At 35.1% G+C, this 22471-nt stretch carries 19 protein-coding genes and 2 pseudogenes; 20 read left to right on the top strand and 1 reads right to left on the bottom strand.

Annotation, left to right across the window (positions count from 1 at the left end; translation table 11 throughout):
• Nucleotides 1–34: 34 nt before the first annotated feature.
• Nucleotides 35–943 (bottom strand): LysR family transcriptional regulator, encoded by a 909-nt coding sequence (locus ACFORE_RS04770; RefSeq protein WP_154455061.1) that lies wholly within the window; start codon nucleotides 941–943, stop codon nucleotides 35–37.
• 285 nt (nucleotides 944–1228) lie between these two features.
• Here ACFORE_RS04770 and cpsA point away from each other — a divergent pair, with 285 nt between their 5' ends.
• The 20 genes and pseudogenes from cpsA to relB all read left to right on the top strand — a co-directional run bounded on the left by cpsA (nucleotide 1229) and on the right by relB (nucleotide 21765).
• A complete protein-coding gene (gene cpsA / locus ACFORE_RS04765; RefSeq protein WP_380435023.1) occupies nucleotides 1229–2704 on the top strand; it encodes an LCP family glycopolymer transferase CpsA in 1476 nt (491 codons plus the stop codon).
• A complete protein-coding gene (gene cps4B / locus ACFORE_RS04760) occupies nucleotides 2705–3436 on the top strand; it encodes a capsular polysaccharide biosynthesis protein Cps4B (RefSeq protein ID WP_154455063.1) in 732 nt (243 codons plus the stop codon).
• Between the two features lie 8 nt (nucleotides 3437–3444).
• On the top strand, nucleotides 3445–4131 hold the full coding sequence (locus ACFORE_RS04755; protein ID WP_380435022.1) for a Wzz/FepE/Etk N-terminal domain-containing protein: 687 nt from the start codon (nucleotides 3445–3447) through the stop codon (nucleotides 4129–4131).
• 14 nt (nucleotides 4132–4145) lie between these two features.
• Nucleotides 4146–4886 (top strand): tyrosine-protein kinase, encoded by a 741-nt coding sequence (locus tag ACFORE_RS04750; protein ID WP_380435021.1) that lies wholly within the window; start codon nucleotides 4146–4148, stop codon nucleotides 4884–4886.
• A 77-nt stretch (nucleotides 4887–4963) separates the two neighbouring features.
• Nucleotides 4964–6103 (top strand): sugar transferase, encoded by a 1140-nt coding sequence (locus ACFORE_RS04745; RefSeq protein ID WP_380435020.1) that lies wholly within the window; start codon nucleotides 4964–4966, stop codon nucleotides 6101–6103.
• Between the two features lie 255 nt (nucleotides 6104–6358).
• Nucleotides 6359–7756 (top strand): sugar transferase, encoded by a 1398-nt coding sequence (locus ACFORE_RS04740; RefSeq protein WP_380435019.1) that lies wholly within the window; start codon nucleotides 6359–6361, stop codon nucleotides 7754–7756.
• 50 nt (nucleotides 7757–7806) lie between these two features.
• Nucleotides 7807–8091, top strand: a pseudogene (locus ACFORE_RS04735) (UDP-glucose 6-dehydrogenase); the annotation flags it as partial.
• 772 nt (nucleotides 8092–8863) lie between these two features.
• Nucleotides 8864–10003 carry a glycosyltransferase gene (locus ACFORE_RS04730; RefSeq protein WP_380435018.1) on the top strand — a complete coding sequence of 380 codons (1140 nt, stop codon included), beginning with the start codon at nucleotides 8864–8866 and terminating at the stop codon, nucleotides 10001–10003.
• A pseudogene (locus ACFORE_RS04725) lies at nucleotides 9945–10223 on the top strand (dTDP-4-dehydrorhamnose 3,5-epimerase family protein); the annotation flags it as partial. The gene ACFORE_RS04730 and the pseudogene ACFORE_RS04725, both read left to right, overlap by 59 nt.
• Before the next feature lie 16 nt (nucleotides 10224–10239).
• On the top strand, nucleotides 10240–11082 hold the full coding sequence (locus tag ACFORE_RS04720; RefSeq protein WP_380435017.1) for a glycosyltransferase family 2 protein: 843 nt from the start codon (nucleotides 10240–10242) through the stop codon (nucleotides 11080–11082).
• A 96-nt stretch (nucleotides 11083–11178) separates the two neighbouring features.
• A complete protein-coding gene (locus tag ACFORE_RS04715) occupies nucleotides 11179–12018 on the top strand; it encodes a glycosyltransferase family 2 protein (protein WP_380435016.1) in 840 nt (279 codons plus the stop codon).
• Nucleotides 12019–12020: 2 nt separating this feature from the next.
• A complete protein-coding gene (locus tag ACFORE_RS04710) occupies nucleotides 12021–13301 on the top strand; it encodes a capsular biosynthesis protein CpsS (RefSeq protein WP_380435015.1) in 1281 nt (426 codons plus the stop codon).
• Nucleotides 13302–13307: 6 nt separating this feature from the next.
• The gene (locus ACFORE_RS04705; protein ID WP_380435014.1) at nucleotides 13308–14450 is read left to right on the top strand and encodes a glycosyltransferase family 4 protein; all 1143 of its coding nucleotides are present in this window, start codon (nucleotides 13308–13310) and stop codon (nucleotides 14448–14450) included.
• Nucleotides 14450–15382: a glycosyltransferase family 92 protein gene (locus ACFORE_RS04700; RefSeq protein ID WP_380435013.1), complete on the top strand. Its 933-nt coding sequence runs from the start codon at nucleotides 14450–14452 to the stop codon at nucleotides 15380–15382. Before ACFORE_RS04705 ends, ACFORE_RS04700 begins: the two co-directional genes overlap by 1 nt.
• A gap of 23 nt (nucleotides 15383–15405) precedes the next feature.
• Entirely contained in the window at nucleotides 15406–16434 is a 1029-nt protein-coding gene (locus ACFORE_RS04695) for a glycosyltransferase family 2 protein (RefSeq protein WP_380435012.1), read from the top strand.
• A gap of 66 nt (nucleotides 16435–16500) precedes the next feature.
• Nucleotides 16501–17934, top strand: coding sequence for a lipopolysaccharide biosynthesis protein (locus ACFORE_RS04690; protein WP_380435027.1), 1434 nt, complete (start codon nucleotides 16501–16503; stop codon nucleotides 17932–17934).
• A gap of 25 nt (nucleotides 17935–17959) precedes the next feature.
• Entirely contained in the window at nucleotides 17960–19063 is a 1104-nt protein-coding gene (locus tag ACFORE_RS04685) for a DegT/DnrJ/EryC1/StrS family aminotransferase (protein WP_380435011.1), read from the top strand.
• Between the two features lie 6 nt (nucleotides 19064–19069).
• On the top strand, nucleotides 19070–20074 hold the full coding sequence (locus ACFORE_RS04680; protein ID WP_380435010.1) for an ATP-grasp domain-containing protein: 1005 nt from the start codon (nucleotides 19070–19072) through the stop codon (nucleotides 20072–20074).
• A 15-nt stretch (nucleotides 20075–20089) separates the two neighbouring features.
• Nucleotides 20090–21484, top strand: coding sequence for a pyridoxal-phosphate dependent enzyme (locus tag ACFORE_RS04675; RefSeq protein ID WP_380435009.1), 1395 nt, complete (start codon nucleotides 20090–20092; stop codon nucleotides 21482–21484).
• Between the two features lie 29 nt (nucleotides 21485–21513).
• Nucleotides 21514–21765, top strand: a complete 252-nt coding sequence (gene relB, locus ACFORE_RS04670) for a type II toxin-antitoxin system RelB/ParD family antitoxin (protein WP_380435008.1) — start codon at nucleotides 21514–21516, stop codon at nucleotides 21763–21765.
• The last annotated feature ends 706 nt before the right edge of the window (nucleotides 21766–22471 follow it).

Raw genomic sequence — 22471 nt, 5'->3', positions numbered from 1 at the left:
AAATGGCAACAGGATGTGTCCTAGTTTTTGGTATCTATTGGTCAAATTGCACTTCTTTAAGCAAGTAATCAATGAAACGCTCACCCATCTTAGAAAGATTAGCTTTTTCATGACGAATATAGACAATATCAATCATATCCTCTACATCCAGCGGAATAGAAACGATATTGTCACCATTAAGATTGCTATTTAAAATCCCCGTAGCAATGGTGTAGCCATCCAAACCAATCAAGAGATTAAACAAGGTCGCACGGTCACTCACGACGATAGACTTTTTATGCGGAATTTGTGAAAAAATCTCTTCTGAAAAATAGAAGGAATTGTGAATCCCTTGGTCGTAACTCAAATAAGGAAAGTCTTCCAAATCCTTCATGGTCACTATGTCGCGATTGGCAAGCGGATTATCCTGGCTCACAAAGATATGAGGGTGTGCTTGAAAAAGACTGGTATAAGTCAGACGATTATCGTCAAACATCTTTGTCAAGACATCGCGGTTGTAGCTATTTAAAAACAAAACGCCGATTTCAGAACGGAAATTCTTAACGTCGTCAATAATCTCATAGGTGCGTGTTTCCCGCAAAAAGAGCTCGTAACGTGACATATCAGCACCCTTGAGTAGAGAAACAAAAGCGTTGACCACAAAGGCATAATGCTGTGAAGACACGCTAAATAGCTCACGATTGGTATCTTTGCTCTTATAGCGTTCTTCTAAAAGAGCAGTCTGCTCCAAAATTTGGCGCGCATAAGAAAGAAATTCCACACCGTCCTTGGTTAAGGTAATTCCTTTGGGATTGCGGATAAAAATTTTGATGCCCATTTCACGCTCCAAATCTCGAACAGCATTTGATAGGCTAGGTTGCGTGATGAATAGTTGCTTGGCAGCCTCATTCATGCTACCTGTTTCAACGATTTTAACGATATAATGTAATTGTTGTATTCTCATAGCTTTTAGTTTATCTTAAAATAGAAAGAAGGGCAAGTAGGGAGCATATAATAGAAAAAGCGAACGATAACAAAGAAAAAACACTTGTTACAAATATGTAACAATTTTGCAACAATATAATTAATTGTTTCTCATTTTCTTAAAAAAATACTTATTTTATTTGTTTTCATGATTGTTTTCAAACATTGAATTTACAAATAATTGATTAAAAACTATATTGAAAAAAAAACAACTGAGTGATAAAATAAGAACGTTATTATTTATTATTAGAAAGTAGAGATGAAAATGTCCCATTCTACACGCCATAAGCGTCGTCGTAGTCGCTCAAACGACCGTTTTGACACGCAGATGATTGCCAATGGTGTCTTATTAATTTTGTTCGCCCTTTTAGCTGGAATTGCTAGCTACACCATGTATGCTCATAACATTTTAGCCTTTAGGCATGTTAATGTGATTTACACAGCCGTGTTGGTAGTTGTTTTTCTTGTTTGTTTACTACTAACATTGTTTAAAAAGGGAAAACACCTGGTAACTGTTTTGCTCGTTCTTTTTTCGATTGTCGTTGGTGTTTCCTTATTCGCCTTTAAATCATTGGTGGATGTTGCCGGCAATATCAATAAGACGGCTAGTTACTCTGAAATCGAAATGAAAGTGGTTGTTCCTGCCAATAGTTCGATTTCGGATGTGAGTGAGTTAACCAATGTGCAAGCACCGACTTCAGCAGATGAAAGCAATATCAATGCCTTGATTGCTAATATTAAATCTGAAAAAGGAGTGGAGTTAACTGTTGATCCCGTTGATTCTTATCAATCTGCTTATGAAAATCTCATTAATGGTAGCAGTCAAGCTATGGTACTAAACAGTTCCTACTCAAGTTTACTTGAGTTATCCTATAATGATTACGAATCAAATCTAAAAACCATCTATACTTATAAAATCAAGAAAGCCATTGAAGATACAGCTAAAACAACAGATAAAAATGTCTTTAACATCTATATTAGTGGTATTGATACTTCAGGTGCTGTTTCAACGGTTTCGCGTTCAGATGTCAACCTGATCTTGACGGTTAATATGAATACCCATAAAATTCTTATGACAACCACACCACGTGACTCTTATGTTCGAATTCCAGATGGCGGAGCTGATCAGTATGATAAATTAACCCACGCTGGAATCTATGGTATTGAAACATCTGTTAAGACCCTTGAAAATCTTTATGATATTCCAATAAATTACTACGCACGTTTGAACTTCACCTCATTTGTAAAACTCATTAATGCCTTAGGTGGTGTAACGGTTTATAATGACCAAGCGTTCACAAGCTTATATGGTAATTACAATTTTGGTGTTGGAAATATTAATCTAACATCAGGTGAAGAGGCCCTTGGCTTTGTTCGTGAACGTTATAGTTTGGAACATGGTGACTATGACCGTGGAAATAATCAATTGAAAGTTATCCAAGCCATTGTAGAAAAATTAACGTCATTCCAATCAGTTTCTAACTATTCAGATGTTATTTCAACCTTACAAGATTCGATTCAAACCAATATGCCTCTCAATACAATGATGTCATTGGTGAACGAACAATTGGATTCAGGTAAGACATTCATTTTCAGTTCACAGGAAGTAACTGGTACAGGTTCAACTGGACAGTTGACCTCTTACGCCATGCCAAATGCTAGCCTTTATATGATTCAACTGGATGATGCTAGCGTAGCAAAAGCCTCACAAGCTATTAAAAATGTCATGGAAGGAAAATAAATGATCGATATTCACTCGCATATTGTTTTTGGTGTTGATGATGGCCCAGCGACTTTGCAAGAAAGTTTGAATTTGATTGGCGAGAGCTACCGTCAAGGTGTCCGAACGATTGTGTCAACATCGCATCGTCGCAAAGGTATGTTTGAAACACCAGAAGAGACCATTGCCGACCATTTTCAACAAGTCAAAGAGGCTGCAGAATCCAAGTATGAAGACCTTACGATTTTGTATGGTGGTGAACTTTACTATAGTGGAGACTTACTAAAAAAACTAGAGGAAAATCAGGTTCCTAAAATGCATAATACACGTTATGCCTTGATTGAGTTTAGTATGACCACACCATGGAAAGACATTCACACAGCCCTTAGTAATGTCATTATGCTTGGTATCACACCGATTGTTGCCCATATTGAACGTTATAATGCTCTAGAATTTGAAGAGGATCGTGTTAAGGAGTTGATTAACATGGGCTGCTATACGCAAATCAATAGTGCCCATATTTTGAAATCAAAACTCTTTGGGGATAAAAACCGTACCTTTAAAAAACGTGCTCGCTATTTCTTGGATAAAAATGTAGTTCACTGTGTGGCTAGTGATATGCATAACCTAGGACCTCGTCCTCCTTTTATGGATAAAGCAAGAGAAATAGTCGCAAAAGAATATGGTAACAATCGAGCTTACCGCTTGTTTGAAGGCAATCCACAAGCCTTATTAGAAAATCAATACTTATAGGAGTTAATATGAATTCAAATGACAATGCTAGCATCGAGATCGATGTGCTTTACTTGTTGCGAAAGCTTTGGAGTAGAAAGTTCTTCATTATCTTTATCGCCCTTGTTGTCGGAACGATTGCTTTATTAGGAAGTGTCTTTTTAATCAAACCTAAGTACACATCGACAACACGTATCTATGTGGTTAGCCGTACAGCAGATAGCATCACAAACCAAGATTTACAGGCTGGATCTTATTTGGTTAAGGACTATCAAGAAGTGATTACATCAAACGAAGTTTTGTCTTCAGTTATTGATAAAGAAAAATTATCATTAACACCAAATGAGTTATCATCAATGATTTCTGTTACTATTCCAACAGATACTCGTGTGATTTCGATTTCTGTTGAAGATGATAATGCTCAAGAAGCTACAACTATCGCGAACACTGTTCGAGAGGTGGCTGCTGAGAAGATTAAAGCTGTTACGAAAGTGGATGACGTGACAACTTTAGAGGCAGCAGAAGTACCGAAAGAACCTTCATCACCAAATATTAAACGCAATACACTTATTGGAGTTATTGCTGGTGGGGTATTAGCGGTTATTAGTATTATCATACTAGAAGTTTTTGATGATCGTGTACGTCGTCCAGAAGACGTCGAAGAAGTGCTTGGTATGACACTTTTAGGAGTTATACCAGATATTGATAAATTATAAGGAGAAAAATTGTAATGCCACAATTAGAATTAGTAAGAGCTAAAGCTCAAATGGTTAAATCTATGGAGGAATATTACAATTCTATCCGTACCAATATTCAATTTAGTGGACGTGATTTAAAAGTAATTACGTTAACTTCGGCTCAACCTGGCGAAGGAAAATCAACAACGTCTGTTAACCTTGCAATTTCTTTTGCGCGTGCAGGTTTCCGTACACTTTTGATTGATGCTGATACACGTAATTCAGTCATGTCAGGAACGTTTAAATCTAATGAACGTTATCAGGGGTTGACAAGTTTCTTATCTGGAAATGCAGAGTTGTCAGATGTTATTTGTGACACAAGTATTGATAATTTGATGATTATTCTTGCTGGGCAAGTTCCACCAAATCCAACATCGTTGATTCAAAATGATAACTTCAAAGCGATGATTGAAACTGTTCGTGGACTTTACGACTATGTTATCATTGATACACCACCGCTTGGTTTGGTTATTGATGCTGCTATCCTAGCACACCATTCAGATGCTAGCTTGCTTGTGACAAAAGCAGGAGAAGATAGACGTCGTACAGTTACGAAACTAAAGGAACAATTGGAACAAAGTGGTTCAGTTTTCCTTGGTATTATTTTGAATAAATATGATATTCACTTAGATAAGTATGGTTCATATGGTAGTTACGGTGGGTACGGTGTTTATGGCAATTACGGAAAAAGTGAAGAAAAAACAAAAATTGGTAGAGGTAAACGAAAAAAATAGCTGATACCTTTACCTTAAAATAGGGAACAGGGAGTTATATGTATAGCGAAGATTCGAAAAAGAAAGTTTAATACCTTTTGTCGGATATTGTAGCTTTAGTGGTGAGTTATCTCATTTTAGCGCAATTTTATCCTTATCACCTTTTTGATAGTAAATTCTTTGCAGTTGTTTTTGGGATTCTGACTGTGATTGTTAGTGTCTTAAGCGATGAATACTCTTCAATTACAAATCATAGTTATTTAAAAGAATTGAGAGTATCTGTGATTTATGGTATGAAAGTTTTAGTTTTATTTACTTTTGTACTGATACTTGGAAAAATTCGTTTTATCCATGACATTTCACAGATGTCTTATTTCTTCTTGGGACAAATTTTTATTTTAGTAAGCTTTTTTGTCTTCATTGGACGTATTTTAGTTAAGAATCTTTTCAAAAGTCATGCAAGAGACATTAATCAGGTATTGTTTGTCACGGATTTTACGAATGGTCAGGAAGTCGTTAAAGAGCTTAACAATTCCAATTACAATATCGCTGCTTACATCAGTCGCCGTGATAATCCTGACATTTCACAGCCTATCTTAAAAAGTACTAAAGAAATTAGAGATTTTGTGGCAAATCATCAAGTTGACGAGATATTTGTTGCCAAAAATCACCAAGATGATTTTATAGAATTTGCTCATTGCTTAAAATTGTTAGGGATTCCAACGACAGTAGCTCTTGGGAATTATTCGGACTTCTATGTTGGAAATAGTGTTCTAAAAAAAGTAGGTGATACGACCTTCATAACGACAGCCTTCAATATTGTAAAATTCCGTCAGATTGCTTTAAAACGTCTTATGGATATTGCAATGGCTTTAGTTGGCTTAGTGATTACTGGGATTGTAGCTGTTATTATTGCACCGATAGTCAAGAAACAATCACCAGGACCTCTAATTTTCAAACAAAAACGTGTTGGTAAAAATGGTAAAGTTTTTGAAATTTACAAATTTAGAAGCATGTATACCGAAGCCGAGGAACGCAAAAAAGAATTACTAGCGCAAAATGATTTGAATACTGACTTAATGTTTAAAATGGAAGATGACCCTCGTATCTTCCCATTTGGACATAAGTTACGTGATTGGTCACTTGATGAATTACCACAATTTATCAATGTCCTAAAAGGCAGAAACAATATAATACAAACAACAGGAAGAATTGATGATTTTCTACTGGTTGTATAACGCAAAAAAACGCCGTATCTATAGTGTTTTTTAAAGATTGAGGTGACTATCCAGCAAGAAGATCAAATAAGCTTTTTTGTTGAGAGAAACAACCAAGAATTAGAAAAGACATTATATAGATTGGCTAATTTGCAAAGTTTGCTAATGAAAATTAGCTGCCAGGGGAGAAATATGGTTACGTATTCCTCTTTTCGTGCGTAAAGAGCTAATATTCAAATTTAATCTTTAGTTTTTTACTTTTGAATGGAGAAAAACATGTATTTAGGTAGAAAAAGCAGTTGGCTTAAACACTTGGATTTTATTTTAATAGATCTAGCCACTTTCATGTTTACATATATTATTGCTGTTTTAATTTGTCATGGACAATTCAATTATAATGATGAGACTGTTCGAATCGGATTAATCTTTTTTGTGCTATCAGATTTATTAATTGCATTCTTTTTTCAATCATATAAAGATATCTTGAAAAGAAGTTCTTATGATGAATTTACATGTACAGTTAAACATGCAGTATTAGTTATGTTTACTGTTATAGCTTTGTTGTATGTAATGAAAATCGGTTCTTATCAATCTCGTTTAATTGTTGCAATGTCTACAGCGCTATTCATGTGGATTGCATGGGGATTAAGAGTCTGGAGAAAGAAAATTATTAAAGATTATAACTTAGCTAATAAAAAGCAATTGTTGATTATTACAGACAAAGCAAATCTACAAGATGTAAAGAACAGTATCAAGGATCATGAATTTGTTGGATACAATATCAAACAAATCATTTCATTAGATAAAGTGGATGATGAAAATGTAGTAGTTATGAGGTATCATGAACAAATTGTTGATTGGGCAGTACGTCAATGGATCGATGAATGTTTATTCTGCATTGAAGGAAACTATGCAAGTATAGTTGACATTATTGAAAAATTTATTGAAATGGGTATTACATCACAATATGAATTATATAAGCGTCAAGAACGATATTCGAACACGGTAACTCATGTAGGTAAATATACTACATTAACTAGAACAGTTAAGATTGCAAATTATAGAGATGCTTTCTTAAAGCGTTGTTTGGATATTGTGGGGGGATTAGTTGGATGTTTTATTACATTAATTTTAATGTGTACATTTGGACTAGCAATTAAGATTAAAGACCCAGGACCAGTGTTCTTTAGTCAAACAAGAATTGGTCAAAATGGTAAGAAGTTTAAAATTTATAAATTCAGATCTATGTATATGGACGCTGAAGATCGTAAGAAAAAATTATTAAAACAAAATACATATGGAGAAGAATCTTTAATGTTTAAACTAGACGATGATCCAAGAATCATTAAAGGAATTGGTCATTTCATTAGGGATTATTCTATTGATGAATTTCCACAATTCTTCTGTGTGTTATTAGGTACCATGAGTTTGGTAGGGACAAGACCGCCATTAGTGGATGAATGGGAAAAGTATTCACATCATCACAGAATTAGAATGGCAGTAAAACCTGGTATTACAGGAATGTGGCAAGTATCAGGAAGAAACGATATTACAGATTTTGAAGAAGTAGTTAAATTAGATAGACAATATCTTGATAACTGGTCTATTGGTCAAGATATTAAAATTTTATTTAAAACAGTTGAAGTTGTTTTAAAAAAAGAAGGAAGTAAATAAATGTAGTTAAATTACTACAATTTTTGTGCGTATAATGGGGGGAATTAATCATGGAAGAAAATAAAGATTTAATTATTGCAGTAGCTGGTACTGGTTATGTTGGTTTAAGTATTGCAACTTTATTATCATAAAATCATAAAGTTTATGCAGTAGACATTATTTCTGAAAAAGTGGATTTAATTAATAACAGAAAATCACCAATTCAAGATGATTACATTGAGAAATATTTGGCTGAAAAGGAATTAAACTTAACAGCTACGATAGATCCAAAAGAGGCATATACAAATGCAGATTTTGTGGTTATTGCAGCACCAACAAATGTCTACTCAACAAACCGTATTGACGTAGCATCGTCAAAAAGAACCCGTTTTGCACACTCAACACAGTGCTATGATGTTGCATAATGCACTGAAATATGGGAGTAAAACGGGCGATTATGGTACATATTGACGAAAAAAGCCTGAAAGAAAACCAAATGTAGAACACATCGACGAGTAATGGATATGAAAACCGCTGAAATGACCTTTTTGATGATAAATACATCAAAAATCCATGAGTTTATCATTAACGTCTGAAACTGCTGTTGAGTACACTATCTGACCCGCTAATGACACCTACATCATAACGGTTTGTTGAGTCATGAAAAATGGAGAAAAACAGATGATTTCTACTTCATAAAACAGCTGTTGAGTAGAGCATGAATGGTGATGATAATTACATGTTTTGAGTGGTTAAAGTGAATGATTTGTTCATAACGAACAATAAATGGTGAGAATTGGACTGGATGATATATACAGTTTTAACAAAACTCATGCACCGACAAGGTTCGATTCAACAATCCAACACTTAGAAAAAACGTCATTGCAGGGTATACGGGGTTCGACCGTATAAATCAACACTTCGGTTATAGAGGAATAGAGACGAGTGTACTCAACGGATGTTTTATGGAGTAGAAAACAAGGGAAATATGATTGCTGGGGTAATTGGATACGACAGTATAAGAAAACACTTAGCCGAGTGAGCGGTAAGAGGAAAAAGAAATACTATCTGCGATGAGCGGATGTGTGCATAGATAAAAATTTGAGGGACCAGTGGAGGAAGAAACCTATGGCGGAGAAAAAGAAAATACTGTACATAGTCGAAGCTATGGGCGGAGGCGTTTTTACTTACATAGTTGACCTTGCCAATGAGCTTGTCAATTCCTATGACATGTACATTGCTTATGCAGTGCGGAAACAGACACCACAGAACTATAAAGATTATTTTGATAAAAGGATTCATTTGATTGAAGTCAAAAACTTTGGACGGGCAATTGATCCGGCGAAAGATATCGCCGCATTTTTTGAAGTTAAAAAAATAGCGGCAAAAATCAAGCCTGATGTAATCCATCTACATAGTAGTAAAGCTGGTGCAATTGGTCGGGTTGCGTTCAATGGAAAAATCCCAATGTTCTATACCCCACACGGTTATAGTTTTCTGATGGAAAATTATAAGCCGATGAAGCGTAGAATGTTTAAGGTGATTGAATCGGTGTGTGCAAAACGAAATTGTACGACCATCAGTTGCAGCGTGGGTGAGCATCAAGAATCTTTGAAACTAACTAGGCGTGCTACTTATGTAAATAATGGCATCAACATGGCGGAACTTCAGGAAATTATTGATAAAACAGAAAAAGTAGAACACCCATTTACAGTTTACACACTGGGTAGAATCTGTTATCAGAAAAATCCCACACTGTTTAATGAGATAGCCGAATCACTTCCAGATGTGAAATTTGTCTGGATTGGTGATGGAGAGCTTCGAGAACAACTTACGAGCAAGAATATCGAAATCACAGGATGGGCTGATCGAAGCACTGCGATTAGATATGCGGTCAATGCAGATGTTTTTCTCCTTCCCAGTAGATGGGAAGGTTTACCGATATCATTGCTGGAATCTATGTATATGAAGAAAATATGCGTGGTAAGTAATGTGATCGGTAATCGCGATGTCATCCACAACGGTGAGAATGGTTTTGTATGTACGAAAGTGGAAGATTTCGTAAAAGCTATTGAAGAATGCCAGGGTGAAAATGGAAAACTGACAGAGCGAGCATATCAGGATATTTTGAAGATGTATAACACAAAGGTGATGGCGCAAATGTACAGCAAAAAGTACGAAAGTGCGCTGAATGAACGGGGGGGGGTACAAGAAGCAGTTCCTCATTCCAGAGGGATTTGCGCACGGTTTCCTGGTTCTGAGCGATGAGGCAGAGTTCTGCTATAAGGTCAACGACTTCTGGCATCCGAATGATGAGGGTGGCATGGCTTGGAACGACCCGGAGATCGGCATTGAGTGGCCGGAACTGAAGGGCGAGTATAAGGGCAGCGCAAGTGCTGAAGGCTACACGCTGAAAGATGGTACTGCATTGAACTTGAGCGATAAGGACCAGAAGTGGCTGGGACTGAAAGATACTTTTAAATTTTAAGAATAAGGAATAATCGATGAAGATATGTTCAATAGTGGTTCTATATGAGCCTAATAACAAAGAAATAGAAAATATTCTGGATTATTATGACAGCGTTGATAAAGAATATATTTTAGACAACTCAGTTGAAAGCAGAGAAGCAATTGTAAATGATGTTTTATCGAAGCGTAGTGGGCATGTCAAAGAAAAAGCGGAGTACATCCATTTCCATAAAAACATTGGTTTATGCAAAGCATTAAACCATGGAATGAAACTGGCGGCAGATGAAGGCTTTGAATGGGCTCTTATTATGGATGCCGATAGTACCTTCAATACTAATGTTGTGAAAGTATATAAAGATTATATCCAAAAGAATAACTGCAGTAAAATAGGTGTCCTTGCGCCAGTACATCTTCATGATAGAAACCTTGAGAGTAAATTTGAGGGACAAAGAGATGTGTCTTGGGCGATGACATCTGGATGCTTTTATAATATCAGCGTGTTTGAAACTGCTAATGGGTTTAAAGAGGAACTTTTTGTAGACGGTTTGGATATAGATTATTGCTATAAAATGCATAGATATGGGTATCGCGTAGTAGAACTTGCGGATGCCCGAATTAATCATTTGCCAGGTGAAACTCGCATGTTTAATCTTGGTGGATTTAAAGTAAAATATGGTGTGGCTTCACCGTGGCGGTATTACATGCAAGCTAGAGCAATAGTTTGGTTGGCACTGGAGTATAAGTCGCTAAAGGAGGTAGCTCGATACTGTGTGAAATGGGGAAAGGTACTTCTCTTGTTTGATAATAAGACGGATTATATAAAACAACTTATGCATGGAACTAAAGATGGGATAAAACTATGGAGAAGTATTCACTGAGTGGAATAGTTTTATGACGTTTTATTATGATTTAGACATAGTTATTATCAGAAATAGATAAAATACCGTATCAATTCAATGGAGGATATATTACACATGGACATATCAGCGGGCATTGTCCTTTTCAACCCAGACATAAAAAGATTAAAAGAGAACATAGATTCTGTTATTGTTCAGTGTACTCATGTGTATCTGGTGGATAACGGGTCAAAGAATATTAGTGAAGTGCTTGAAATGTTGAATGGATTTAATTCTTCGCAGTTTTCTGTAATTCTCAATTTAGAGAATCAAGGAATTGCAAAAGCACTTAATCAGCTTACAATTGCTGCGCAGAAGGATGGATATGAGTGGATTCTCACATTAGATCAAGATTCAGTTTCTCCATCAAATATCATAGATGAGTTTGAAAATTACACGGCATATCAGAATGTTGGAATGCTATGTCCGGTTATTTACGATAGAAATAAAGGCGAAGAAATAAAAGCCAAGGAAGGCTGTACAGAGATTGATGAATGTATTACGTCTGGATCACTTTTAAATATTGAAGCATGGAATAACATTGGTGGCTTTGATGAGAATATGTTTATTGATGGTGTCGATTTTGATATTTGTTATCGATTAAGACAAAGTGGATATAAAATTTTGTGCATTCAGAGCGTTATACTTCTGCACGAATTAGGACGAATCGAATATCATCGTTTTCTCTTTTGGAGAGTTCTTGTGAAAAATCACTCAGCGTTTCGCAAATATTATATAGCTAGAAATATTATTTATACTGCCAAGAAAAGAAGAAGTACGCTGCTGGTTGTAAAAGGACTATTGCAAGAAATTAAAATGATTGGCATTGTAATTTTTTATGAAGAAGACAAGTTAAATAAAAGCAGGTGCATCTGTAGAGGAATATATGACGGCTTTAAGGGAAAGGTTGGTGAATGATTATGGTTGCATTAGAAGGCTTTATTGTAGCATATTCGTTCATTAATCTCATATTAATGATTAAAAAGTACAAAAGATTTCATAGTATATATCCGGTTATAGCTGTTTTTGACTTAGTTATGGTAGTTCCACTTTTTCTAGAGATGTATTTTGGCATCCCAGATATACCAAGGGATGTATATATGAATTTTGTTCGAGCTATGGAGGATCAAACTACATTACTAATATACTGCTTATTTGTTCTTCTGGCTCAGTTGATGTTTACATATGAATTAAGAAGAATCAAGAGATTAGATCGAAGCGTAACAAGAACTAACGATATACAAGAGTTTCTGCTGTTTATTCAAGATTTCAAATATCGTAAGATAGTTGTAGGAATATGTTACATTATTGTTGCGGCAAGTGTGTTTTCTGTTATAGTTGCACCTAATCCAATGTACTATTTGACATTCCGAAATGTTCATATTCAGGTATCAGATTCAATTGCTAGATACTCGGAGCGTGTTATTTGGCCATTATTTGAGTTACTTGTTGGTGCGATAATCGCCTTGAAGTTTTTTGATTCTAAAAATAAAATTGGTGGAGTTGTTTTTAGGATAATCTTAATAGTTTTTTTTACAGTGGTAAATGGAAAACGAACATATCTGATGATAATGATTGGGGTGTTCTTTTTGATTGATCTTCTTAAGGAAGGTTCACTAAAAAAGATTGCTCCAAAATATGTATTTTTATTTGGTATGGTTGCGGTTTATTTTTATGCATATATGTACATAACAGATAAAATTAGTTATAACAGTGATTGGTATTACGAGATGCAGGAGTATATTTTCCGCTCAATGCATGTCAGATTCTCTATATATGCAACGCTTCATCCTGAAAAGATTCATATTTTGGATTATCCGGGACAATCGATGTTATATAGTTTGTTTTTCTTTATCCCAAGAGCAATATGGACAAGTAAGCCGAGACCATACATTGATTATTATATGCGTGGAGTATTGGGGTCATCTTCATTAAGCAATGTGACATATCATATGCCAGCTTCTTATTATCCAGAGTTTGTTTCAAACTTTGGAATTTTGGGTCTGGCTCTTTCTTTAATATTTACAATATGGATTACGAGATATTTTGATAAAAGAAAAACAGCATGCAAACTATTGGGAACTGCATTGATAGCATTACTTAATGTCTATTATTACAATGATTTGCTTAAGATGGTGGCAATGTTTACTCTCTATTTATGTATCACTGAAAAGTATAGATTTGTGATAGGAAGGAGATGATTGGGAATGAAGTATAAATACAAAAAACAACTGACCAAAATTAAGCGGATATTTCAGAACCCAGGGGACTTTAAATATCTTAACGTGAACAAAAAGGTTAAGCAATCTGGAATGCTCCTTGTTATTCATGAATCACAAGAATTAGGTGCAAGTATTTTAGCATTGCATATTGCTGAGGAACTTAAGCATCAGGGAGTAGATGTCTATATTGTCTCAAGGCAATTTGGCGTGATGAATGAAAAATATAATAAAGTTGCACCCCTTCAGATTGCACTGAACACAAAATCATATGAGGTAATATGCCGTAATCTTTATAAAAAAGGCTATAGAAAAGCATTAATCATTACAGCTTCAAATGGAGATCTAGTGGAAATTACAAAAAAATGTGGTTTTAAAGTGGTATCTATGATTCATGAATTAGAGCAAGTTATTAAGATGCTTCATTTGGAAGATGCAACAAGAGATATGCTGGTGTACTCTGATAAAATTTTGTTTTCAACTTCAATTGCAAAAAATCAGATTTTAAGTCTCTGTAAAGTTTGTGACAGTCAGAAGATATCTATAAAGCCGCAAGGGACGTATTTGAAAAAGCCCTCATCGGAAGAGATAAAAAGACAAAGAGAGAAGATTGCAGAAGCGTATCCCGTTTTAGACTGTGGCAAAAAAGTGATAGCAGGCGTAGGCAACACAACGGAGAGAAAGGGATTCGACATTTTCCTTCAGACTGCAGCATTAATACCGGAATGTGAATTTATTTGGGCTGGAAAGAAGGAAAATTACTACGATGAGGCAATTGAGAAAAACGGAAATCCATCCAATTTTATTTTTCTTGGTTCACTTAATGCCGAGCAATTGTCTGGGGTATATTCTCTTGCTGATATATACTTAATGTGTTCGCGATTTGATACGTTGCCATCAACTATTTTAGAAGCGTTGCTGTTTGGTACTCCTGTTATAGGGGCAAAAAATTCAGGTGGAATTGTGGACATTATAGATTCAAATAATGGATTTTTAACAGAAACGGCTGATAGTAAGCAGTTTGCAGAGGCTATAAAGGTAGGCCTTACTAGGAATTATAAAATTGAAGAGATAGACGAATCATTTGCAGAATATGTGGCATATGTGCTTTCGTTATATGAGGATGAATAATGCTGATAACAGAAGATAAATATTTTATTTTTGATAAACCAAGAAATGAAAATTTTGTATATAAGATAAAATATTGCATAACAGTTATGCAATGCATTGGATATAAAGTGTTGAAGACTATTTTTCGTAAAAAAGCGAGCGATGACAAAAAATATTATGTTTCAATTTGTGGTATTTTTAAAGATGAAGCTTTCTATTTGAAAGAATGGATAGAGTACCATAAAAAGGCTGGAGTAGATCATATTTATCTTTATAATAATAACTCGACGGATAATTATCTGACGGTCATTAAGCCATACTTGGAGGAAAGATATATTGATTTAATTGATTGGCCGAAAAGTCAAGCCCAAATGGAAGCCTATCATGATTGTTTTAATCGATTCAGAAATGAAACTAGTTGGCTGGGGTTTATTGATATTGATGAATTTATTGTACCGATTGAAAATAAAAGTGTAAAAGAATATTTCAAAGAGCATGCTTATGAGCAGTCTATTTTAATATATTGGAAGATGTTTGGATCAAATGGTCTTATTCATAGGGATACAAAAAGACCAGTGACAAAAGACTTTACTTCCTGTTGGTATAAATATGATGACATAGGAAAGTGCTTTATTAATACTGAATTTGAAATTTCGGATAAACAACCAATTTTACACCATATGTTATGGACAAAAAGAGGGGCGTTTAATATGCCTCCAGTAAACTGCTGTGGAAAAATTTGTCCAAGAGACTGGTATAATCCAGCTGATAGAGATGTCTTTCCGATTCAAATAAATCATTATGTGCTCAAATCATATGATGAATATATGAGTAAGGTGAATAAGAGTGATGTTATGTTCACTCAAAATCCAAAAGGAGAAGAGCACTTTAGAAGACATGATAGTCCATCGACGAGTACAGACTTTACAATTTCAAAATTTTTAGAAAAATGAGTTATACAAGGGAGAGTTTATATATGGAGGAAAAAGTTTATGCACCGATGTTAATACCAACGCTTTGTAGAGACCAACACTTTATGCGGTGCATAGAAAGTTTAAAGAAGAATACTTGGGCTAAATATACAGATGTCTATATTGGGCTTGATTATCCGCCTGACGAAAAATATAGAGATGGATATATTAAAATTTGCGAATATCTAAAAAGCAACGATTTTAGTCAGTTTGCTTCATTTAACGTATGTAAAAGGAACGTGAATTTTGGATCTGTAAAAAACATGGCTGCTCTAAGAGATTCCGTTGAAACTAAATTTCCATATTTTATTAGAACTGATGATGATGCTGAATTTTCACCAAATTTTTTAGAGTATATAAACAAAGCATTATGGCATTATAAAGATGATAATAGAGTGTTAGGCATAATGGGATTTAGTTATCCTTTAAAATGGGATGTAAAAAATAATTGTAATGTATTCAAACTGAATTGTATGTGTTATATGTGGGGAACAGCTTTTTATTTTGATAGATATAATAGGGTGAAAAATGATTTAGAAAATCAATTTATAAAAAATAATTTTAGCCAATTTGTGAAAGAAAAAAGGTATAAAAAGCTATTGGATGTAAGGTTTGAAGAATTTATATGTGAAGGAATTTTTGAACATCAATTATTAGAAACTGCAAGCGATGTTGGCATAGGAACATATATGCCATTAAAAAAGAATGTGTGTATGATTGCACCAACTATTAGTAAGGTGCGAAATTGGGGGTATGATGGTACTGGATTGTATTGTCCAAATATCACAGAACATTCTGGTAAAATGACTTCTTTAAATTTTGATTATGTAAATCAAGAAATAGATTCTAGTGTGGAATTCACTGCAATATTTGATGAAGATGAAAAATTTGACGCTAATAGAAAAATTCTAAATGAGTTTGAAATTAGAGACAAAAAAATTTTATTTAGAAGTTATTTGAAACTATTGATTTACAAAGCATTTGGATTGAAAATCTTTCAAATTTATAAAAAGAAAAAACATAAATTCGATTGACGAAGTAAGCTCTAATCTAATATTAAGAAAGTTTAATACTACAGAGAGGAATGTCGATTGAATAATATGAGCAATAAAACAATAAAAAATTTTATTTGGCGTTTTGCAGAACGCTGTGGTGCACAATTGGTAACATTTATAGTATCAATTGTTCTTGCACGTCTCCTTGCACCCGAGGATTATGGAACGATAGCTCTTGTAACTGTTTTCACAACAATCTTGCAAGTATTTGTTGATAGTGGTTTAGGCACTGCACTGATCCAAAAAAAAGATGCCGATGATTTGGATTTTTCTTCAGTGTTTTATTTCAACTTTTTTGTGTGTATTGTCCTCTACATAGGAATGTTCCTAGCAGCACCGATAATTGCAGGATTTTATGGTGACAGTTCATTGATTCCCATTATTAGGGTAATCAGCTTGACTATAGTGATTTCCGGTGTTAAAGGAATTCAGCAATCCTATGTGGCACGAAATATGCTCTTTAAACGATTTTTCTTTGCAACATTAGGAGGAACGATTTTTTCAGCCTTTCTCGGTATAGGACTTGCATATGCAGGCTTTGGTGTTTGGGCAATAGTTGCTCAACAGTTGTCTAACACAGCAATTGATACTTTGATACTTTGGATTACAGTGAAATGGCGTCCAAAGAAAATGTTTTCGTGGAATCGTCTTAAAGGGCTTTTTTCTTTTGGATGGAAACTTTTGGTTTCGTCTTTGTTAGATACTGTATATAACAACCTTAGAAACTTGATAATTGGAAAGTTCTATTCCTCCGCAGACTTGGCATATTACAATCAGGGAGATAAATTCCCTAAACTTATAGTTACCAATATAAATAATTCGATTGACAGTGTTCTTTTACCGACTCTTTCAAGTGCACAAGATGACCGAGAGCGTGTGAAGAATATGACAAGGAGAGCTATAAAAACAAGTACATATATCATGGCACCTCTTATGATGGGATTGGCATTTTGCGCAACACCTATTGTGCGCCTGCTTTTAACAGAGAAGTGGTTGCCTTGTGTACCTTATCTACAGATCTTTTGCATTACATATATGTTCTGGCCAATTCATACAGCTAACTTAAATGCAATCAATGCAATGGGAAGAAGCGACTATTTCCTGAAATTGGAAATTGCCAAGAAAGCGATTGGTATGATACTACTCCTTTCAACAATGCATTTTGGCGTTATGGTGATGGCATATAGCTTGCTCGTAAGTACTGTGACAAGTATGATTATTAATTCATGGCCTAATAAAACACTCTTGGGTTATAGTTTTAAAGAACAAATGGTAGATATTTTTCCGGGAATTTTTTTAGCACTCATCATGGGAGTTGCAATTTCACTAATACGGTTGTTGATGTTGCCAGATATTGTAACACTGGCTATTCAAATATTGGTTGGTGCTGCAATTTATATCGGCTTATCGGCTATCTTTAAGGTCGAATCTTTTGAATATCTATGGAACATGGTTAAAAGTGTATTAAATAAGAAGTAATTAAACAAACGGAAGGAGAAAAATTATGAACAACATACTGGTTACAAGATCGTCTATGCCTTCTTTTGAAGAATATTGCGAGGAGATAAAAGATATTTGGGATAGCCATTGGCTTACTAATATGGGCGTGAAGCATAAGGAACTGCAGAAAGAACTGGAAAACTATCTTGGAATTCCTCATGTTGCTTTATACACCAATGGACATCTCGCTCTGGAGAACGCGATTGCTGCATTAAATCTGCCGAAGGGTGGCGAGGTTATTACCACTCCATTTACTTTTGCTTCCACGACACATGCGATTGTTAGAAATGGATTGGTTCCAGTTTTCTGTGATATTAAAGAAGATGATTACACGATTGATACACAGAAACTTGAAAATCTGATTACGGATAACACAGTGGCAATCGTTCCGGTACATGTTTATGGCAACGTGTGTGATGTAGAGGAAATTGATCGTATTGCTAAAAAGTATGGATTGAAGGTTATCTATGATGCAGCACATGCTTTTGCAGTAAAGTATAAAGGCGTATCTTCGGCTTGCTTTGGAGATGCTTCTATGTTTAGTTTCCATGCTACAAAGGTATTTAATACTATTGAGGGAGGTTGTGTCTGCTTCAAGAACGATGCATGGGTTCAACTCTTGAATGATATGAAGAATTTTGGCATCCACGGTCCGGAGTCGGTACAGTTTGTTGGTGGCAATGCAAAGATGAATGAGTTCCAGGCAGCAATGGGAATTTGTAATTTGAAACATTTAAGTGAGGAAATCACCAAGAGAAAGAATGTTGTAGAACACTATAGAAGCCGTCTTGAAGGGGTAGATGGAATTAAATTGTCCGCAATTCAGAAAGATGTTGAAAGCAACTACGCGTACTTCCCGGTTGTATTTGATGGATATAAGTACACTCGAAATGAAGTCTTTGAAAAATTGGCCGAGGTTGGTATTGGTGCGCGAAAGTATTTCTATCCTTTGACAAATAGTTTCGAGTGTTATCGCAATTGCCCGACTGCAGGAACCGAGAAGACACCTATTGCCCAGCACATGGCGCTTCGTGTTTTGACGCTTCCGTTATATGCAGATTTGTCTCTGGAAGATGTTGATAGAATTTGTGATGTGATTTTGGGGTGAGTATAGATGAATGTGATGTTGACATCTGTAGGCAGAAGAGCCTATATGGTAAAGTATTTTAAAGAAGTGCTTGGGAACGACGGAAAAGTATATGTGTGCAATTCGGATGACAAGTCGATTGCGTTTAAGTATGCGGATGAAAAGGTTATTTCTCCGCTGATTTATGATGAAAATTATATTCCTTTCTTACTGGACTATTGTCGGAAAAATGAGATCAATATTGTGATTTCGTTGTTTGACATTGATCTTCTTATGCTGGCAAGGCATAAAAAGGAATTTGAAGAAATTGGTACAAAAGTAATTGTGTCAGATCCAGAGATTGTAGAAGTATGCAATGACAAATGGAAAACCTATAATTTCTTGCGGGATAACGCTTTCCATGCACCTCTATCTTTCTTGAACATGCAAGAGGTTATAGATAAGATTGCAGCTGGTGTGTTAAACTACCCGGTTATAGTAAAACCTCGATATGGCTGCGGTTCGATTTCGGTTGCAATTGCTTACGATGAAGAGGATTTGCGTTATTTGACTAAAAAAGCAAATGAAGATATCGCAAACTCGTATCTGAAATATGAGTCAGCAGTGACTGAGGAAAAAGTTATCTACCAGGAATGTCTAAAGGGGCAGGAATATGGTGCGGACATTATCAATGATCTTTATGGTGAAACACAGAATGTAATCGTTCGAAAAAAGCTTGCTATGAGATCTGGTGAAACTGATATCGCACAATTGGTTGATGAACCAATTATCAAAGACACGCTCCTTCGACTTGGAAAGGCTACAAAGCACATTGCCAATATGGATTGCGATGTGTTTTTAGTAGATGGTGTGCCTTATGTGCTGGAAATGAATGCACGTTTTGGTGGGGGCTATCCATTCTCACATATGGGTGGTTGCAATTTGCCAAAGGCAATAGTAGATTGGGTTAAGGGCAAAAAAGTTGATAAGAGCGTGATTTCGGCTAAGACAGGCATCACTGGGTATAAGGAAATTTATATAACAGAAATCTGATAAAGGAGAATAGAGATGCAAGATGATTTTGGACTGATGCAGATAAAAACGCCTGTCATTCAAGTTCCAGATGAAAAGAATAGTATCTATGTAAAAAGAGATGATTTGCTTCCATTTTCGTTTGGTGGGAATAAGGTAAGAATCGCCTTGGAATTCATAAACGATATGAAAAAACAGGGCAAAGATTGTATTGTGGGATACGGGAATGCCCGGTCAAATTTGAGCAGAGCACTAGCGAATCTTTGCTATCAGTTTAAAATCCCTTGCCATATTATTTCTCCGGCAGATGAAGACGGAACAAGAATTGATACCTATAACAGCAAGATGGTGCTATCCTGTGATGCTAAATTTCATTATTGCAGGAAAACAAATGTAAAGGAAACTGTTGAAAGTGTACTAAATGACATACGCAAAGAAGGATTAAAACCGTATTATATTTATGGTGATTCAACAGGAAAAGGTAATGAGCATACACCTATGCTTGCGTATGCAAAATTGTACGAGGAAATTAAAGGTCAGTACGATTACATCTTTCTTGCAACAGGAACAGGAATGACACAGGGGGGACTTCTGGCTGGAAAAGCAATCAATAATGGCACAGAGAAAATTATTGGAATTTCAGTTGCCAGATCTGCAGCACAGGAAATAGAGGTGCTCCGCAAATCGTTAGAATGTTTCAGTGATAGAATTCAAAAAATTGAAAACTATAAAATCAATGTAGAGGATGCTTATCTGTGCGATGGATATGGGACATATAATCGGCAGATAGAGAAGACAATTCACCAGCAGCTTACATGCAATGGAATGCCATTAGATCCTACATATACCGGAAAAGCATTCTGGGGAATGCAGGATTATCTAAATCGAAAGTGCATCACTGGGAAAAAGGTATTGTTTATTCATACGGGAGGAACACCACTGTTCTTTGATTATATGAATGGTATTCAATTGAGAGTGGTTTCTGATAATAATGCTGTTGAAGAAGCAGTAGAACGTTTAGAAATGATGCTGGTTCCATCGTTATCCGAGCGAGATGTAAATATGGCACAGTATGCGAAAAAGTTGTGCATTCATGGTAGGGTTTGGTGCCATTATGATATGGGAAAACCTGTTTCAATTATCGCTGGATATTTTAATGATATGACTTCTCAAACTGCGTATCTTTCGATGCTTGCGGTTGCAAAGGAATATCAAGGTAAGAAGCTGGCATCTTCTTTGCTATCGGAATTTGAAGACTATGCAATTCAAAAAGGGATGGCGTATGTAAAACTTGAAGTCAGAAAGCATAACACTGCTGCACAGAACTTGTATAGGAAATTTGGATATGAGATTATTGATGAAGCCTCCGAGACATCGCTTTATATGAAGAAAAAGCTGAAAAATATCGGGGGGGGGGCAAGAACTCTATGAGTTTTTAAAGAAATCGAGATTTTAAGTTTTTGACTAATAAGGAATTGTTAGAGCGGGCAAAGATTAATTCGAAAAAACAGGGAACTACTTTGTCGAAGGCACTTGATTTATTTGTTAAGCAAGTGGCTATTACCGGAAAAATTAACCTGATGAGTGAAGAAGAGCTTGAAAAAGAAAGATTGTTTAGACAACTTCAGACAGAGGTAAATGAAAGTATAGCAGAATATAAAACTGGAAAATATTATACTGAGGAAGATTTAAATGAACGATACGGTTTATGAGATTGTTTTCCAAAGTAATATGATTACAAAACTAGATGAAATATATGACTATATAGCTAGAATGCTTTCTGCTCCGATTACTGCAAAGAAAAAAAATTAAAGAAATTCGAGATAATATATCTATATTGAAAATGTTTCCTGAAGCTAGTTTTGATGTAGATGAGAAATTTGGAAAGATAATAGATTCCAATAACAAAAGGAGGGACATCACTTTAAAAAGAGGTTGTATTGTTTTATATTTTATTGATGGTAATCAAAGACGTGTAGCTGTTACAAATTTATTTTCAATAAAAAGCGATTATGTGAAACTTTTTAAGTAGACTAAGAAAAGAAACCTCCTTTTGAATTTTTGGTACTTCAGGAGGAGGTTTTTGTTATATTTTTCAAAGGTTAACTATTCGTGATTTAGGATTGTTGCACCTTCAAAATCATCCATCATATGTAAGTTACATTTTTCCTTGAAAGGGTTAGATAGTTCAGTTATTAACAATTTAGAATTGTTTTGCTCTTATTAAGCTTTATTGGTTTTACTGTAAAAGCCATTAAAAAGCCTTCCTTCTCATTAGGTATAGAGTATGGGAAGAATCTTTTCCTGTCAATTAATAGATCGTTCGGTTTTTGCCAAATTTCAAGTTCAAATTAGCCAGCCTGTAAAAACTCTTTAGGAGATTTATAATTGAATAGTTTCTTTGGATAGTTGTTAATC

The organism is Streptococcus alactolyticus (genome assembly GCF_042649785.1).
GTDB classification, from domain to species: Bacteria; Bacillota; Bacilli; order Lactobacillales; family Streptococcaceae; genus Streptococcus; species Streptococcus alactolyticus.
This window is presented reverse-complemented; position numbering and strand designations above follow the sequence as displayed.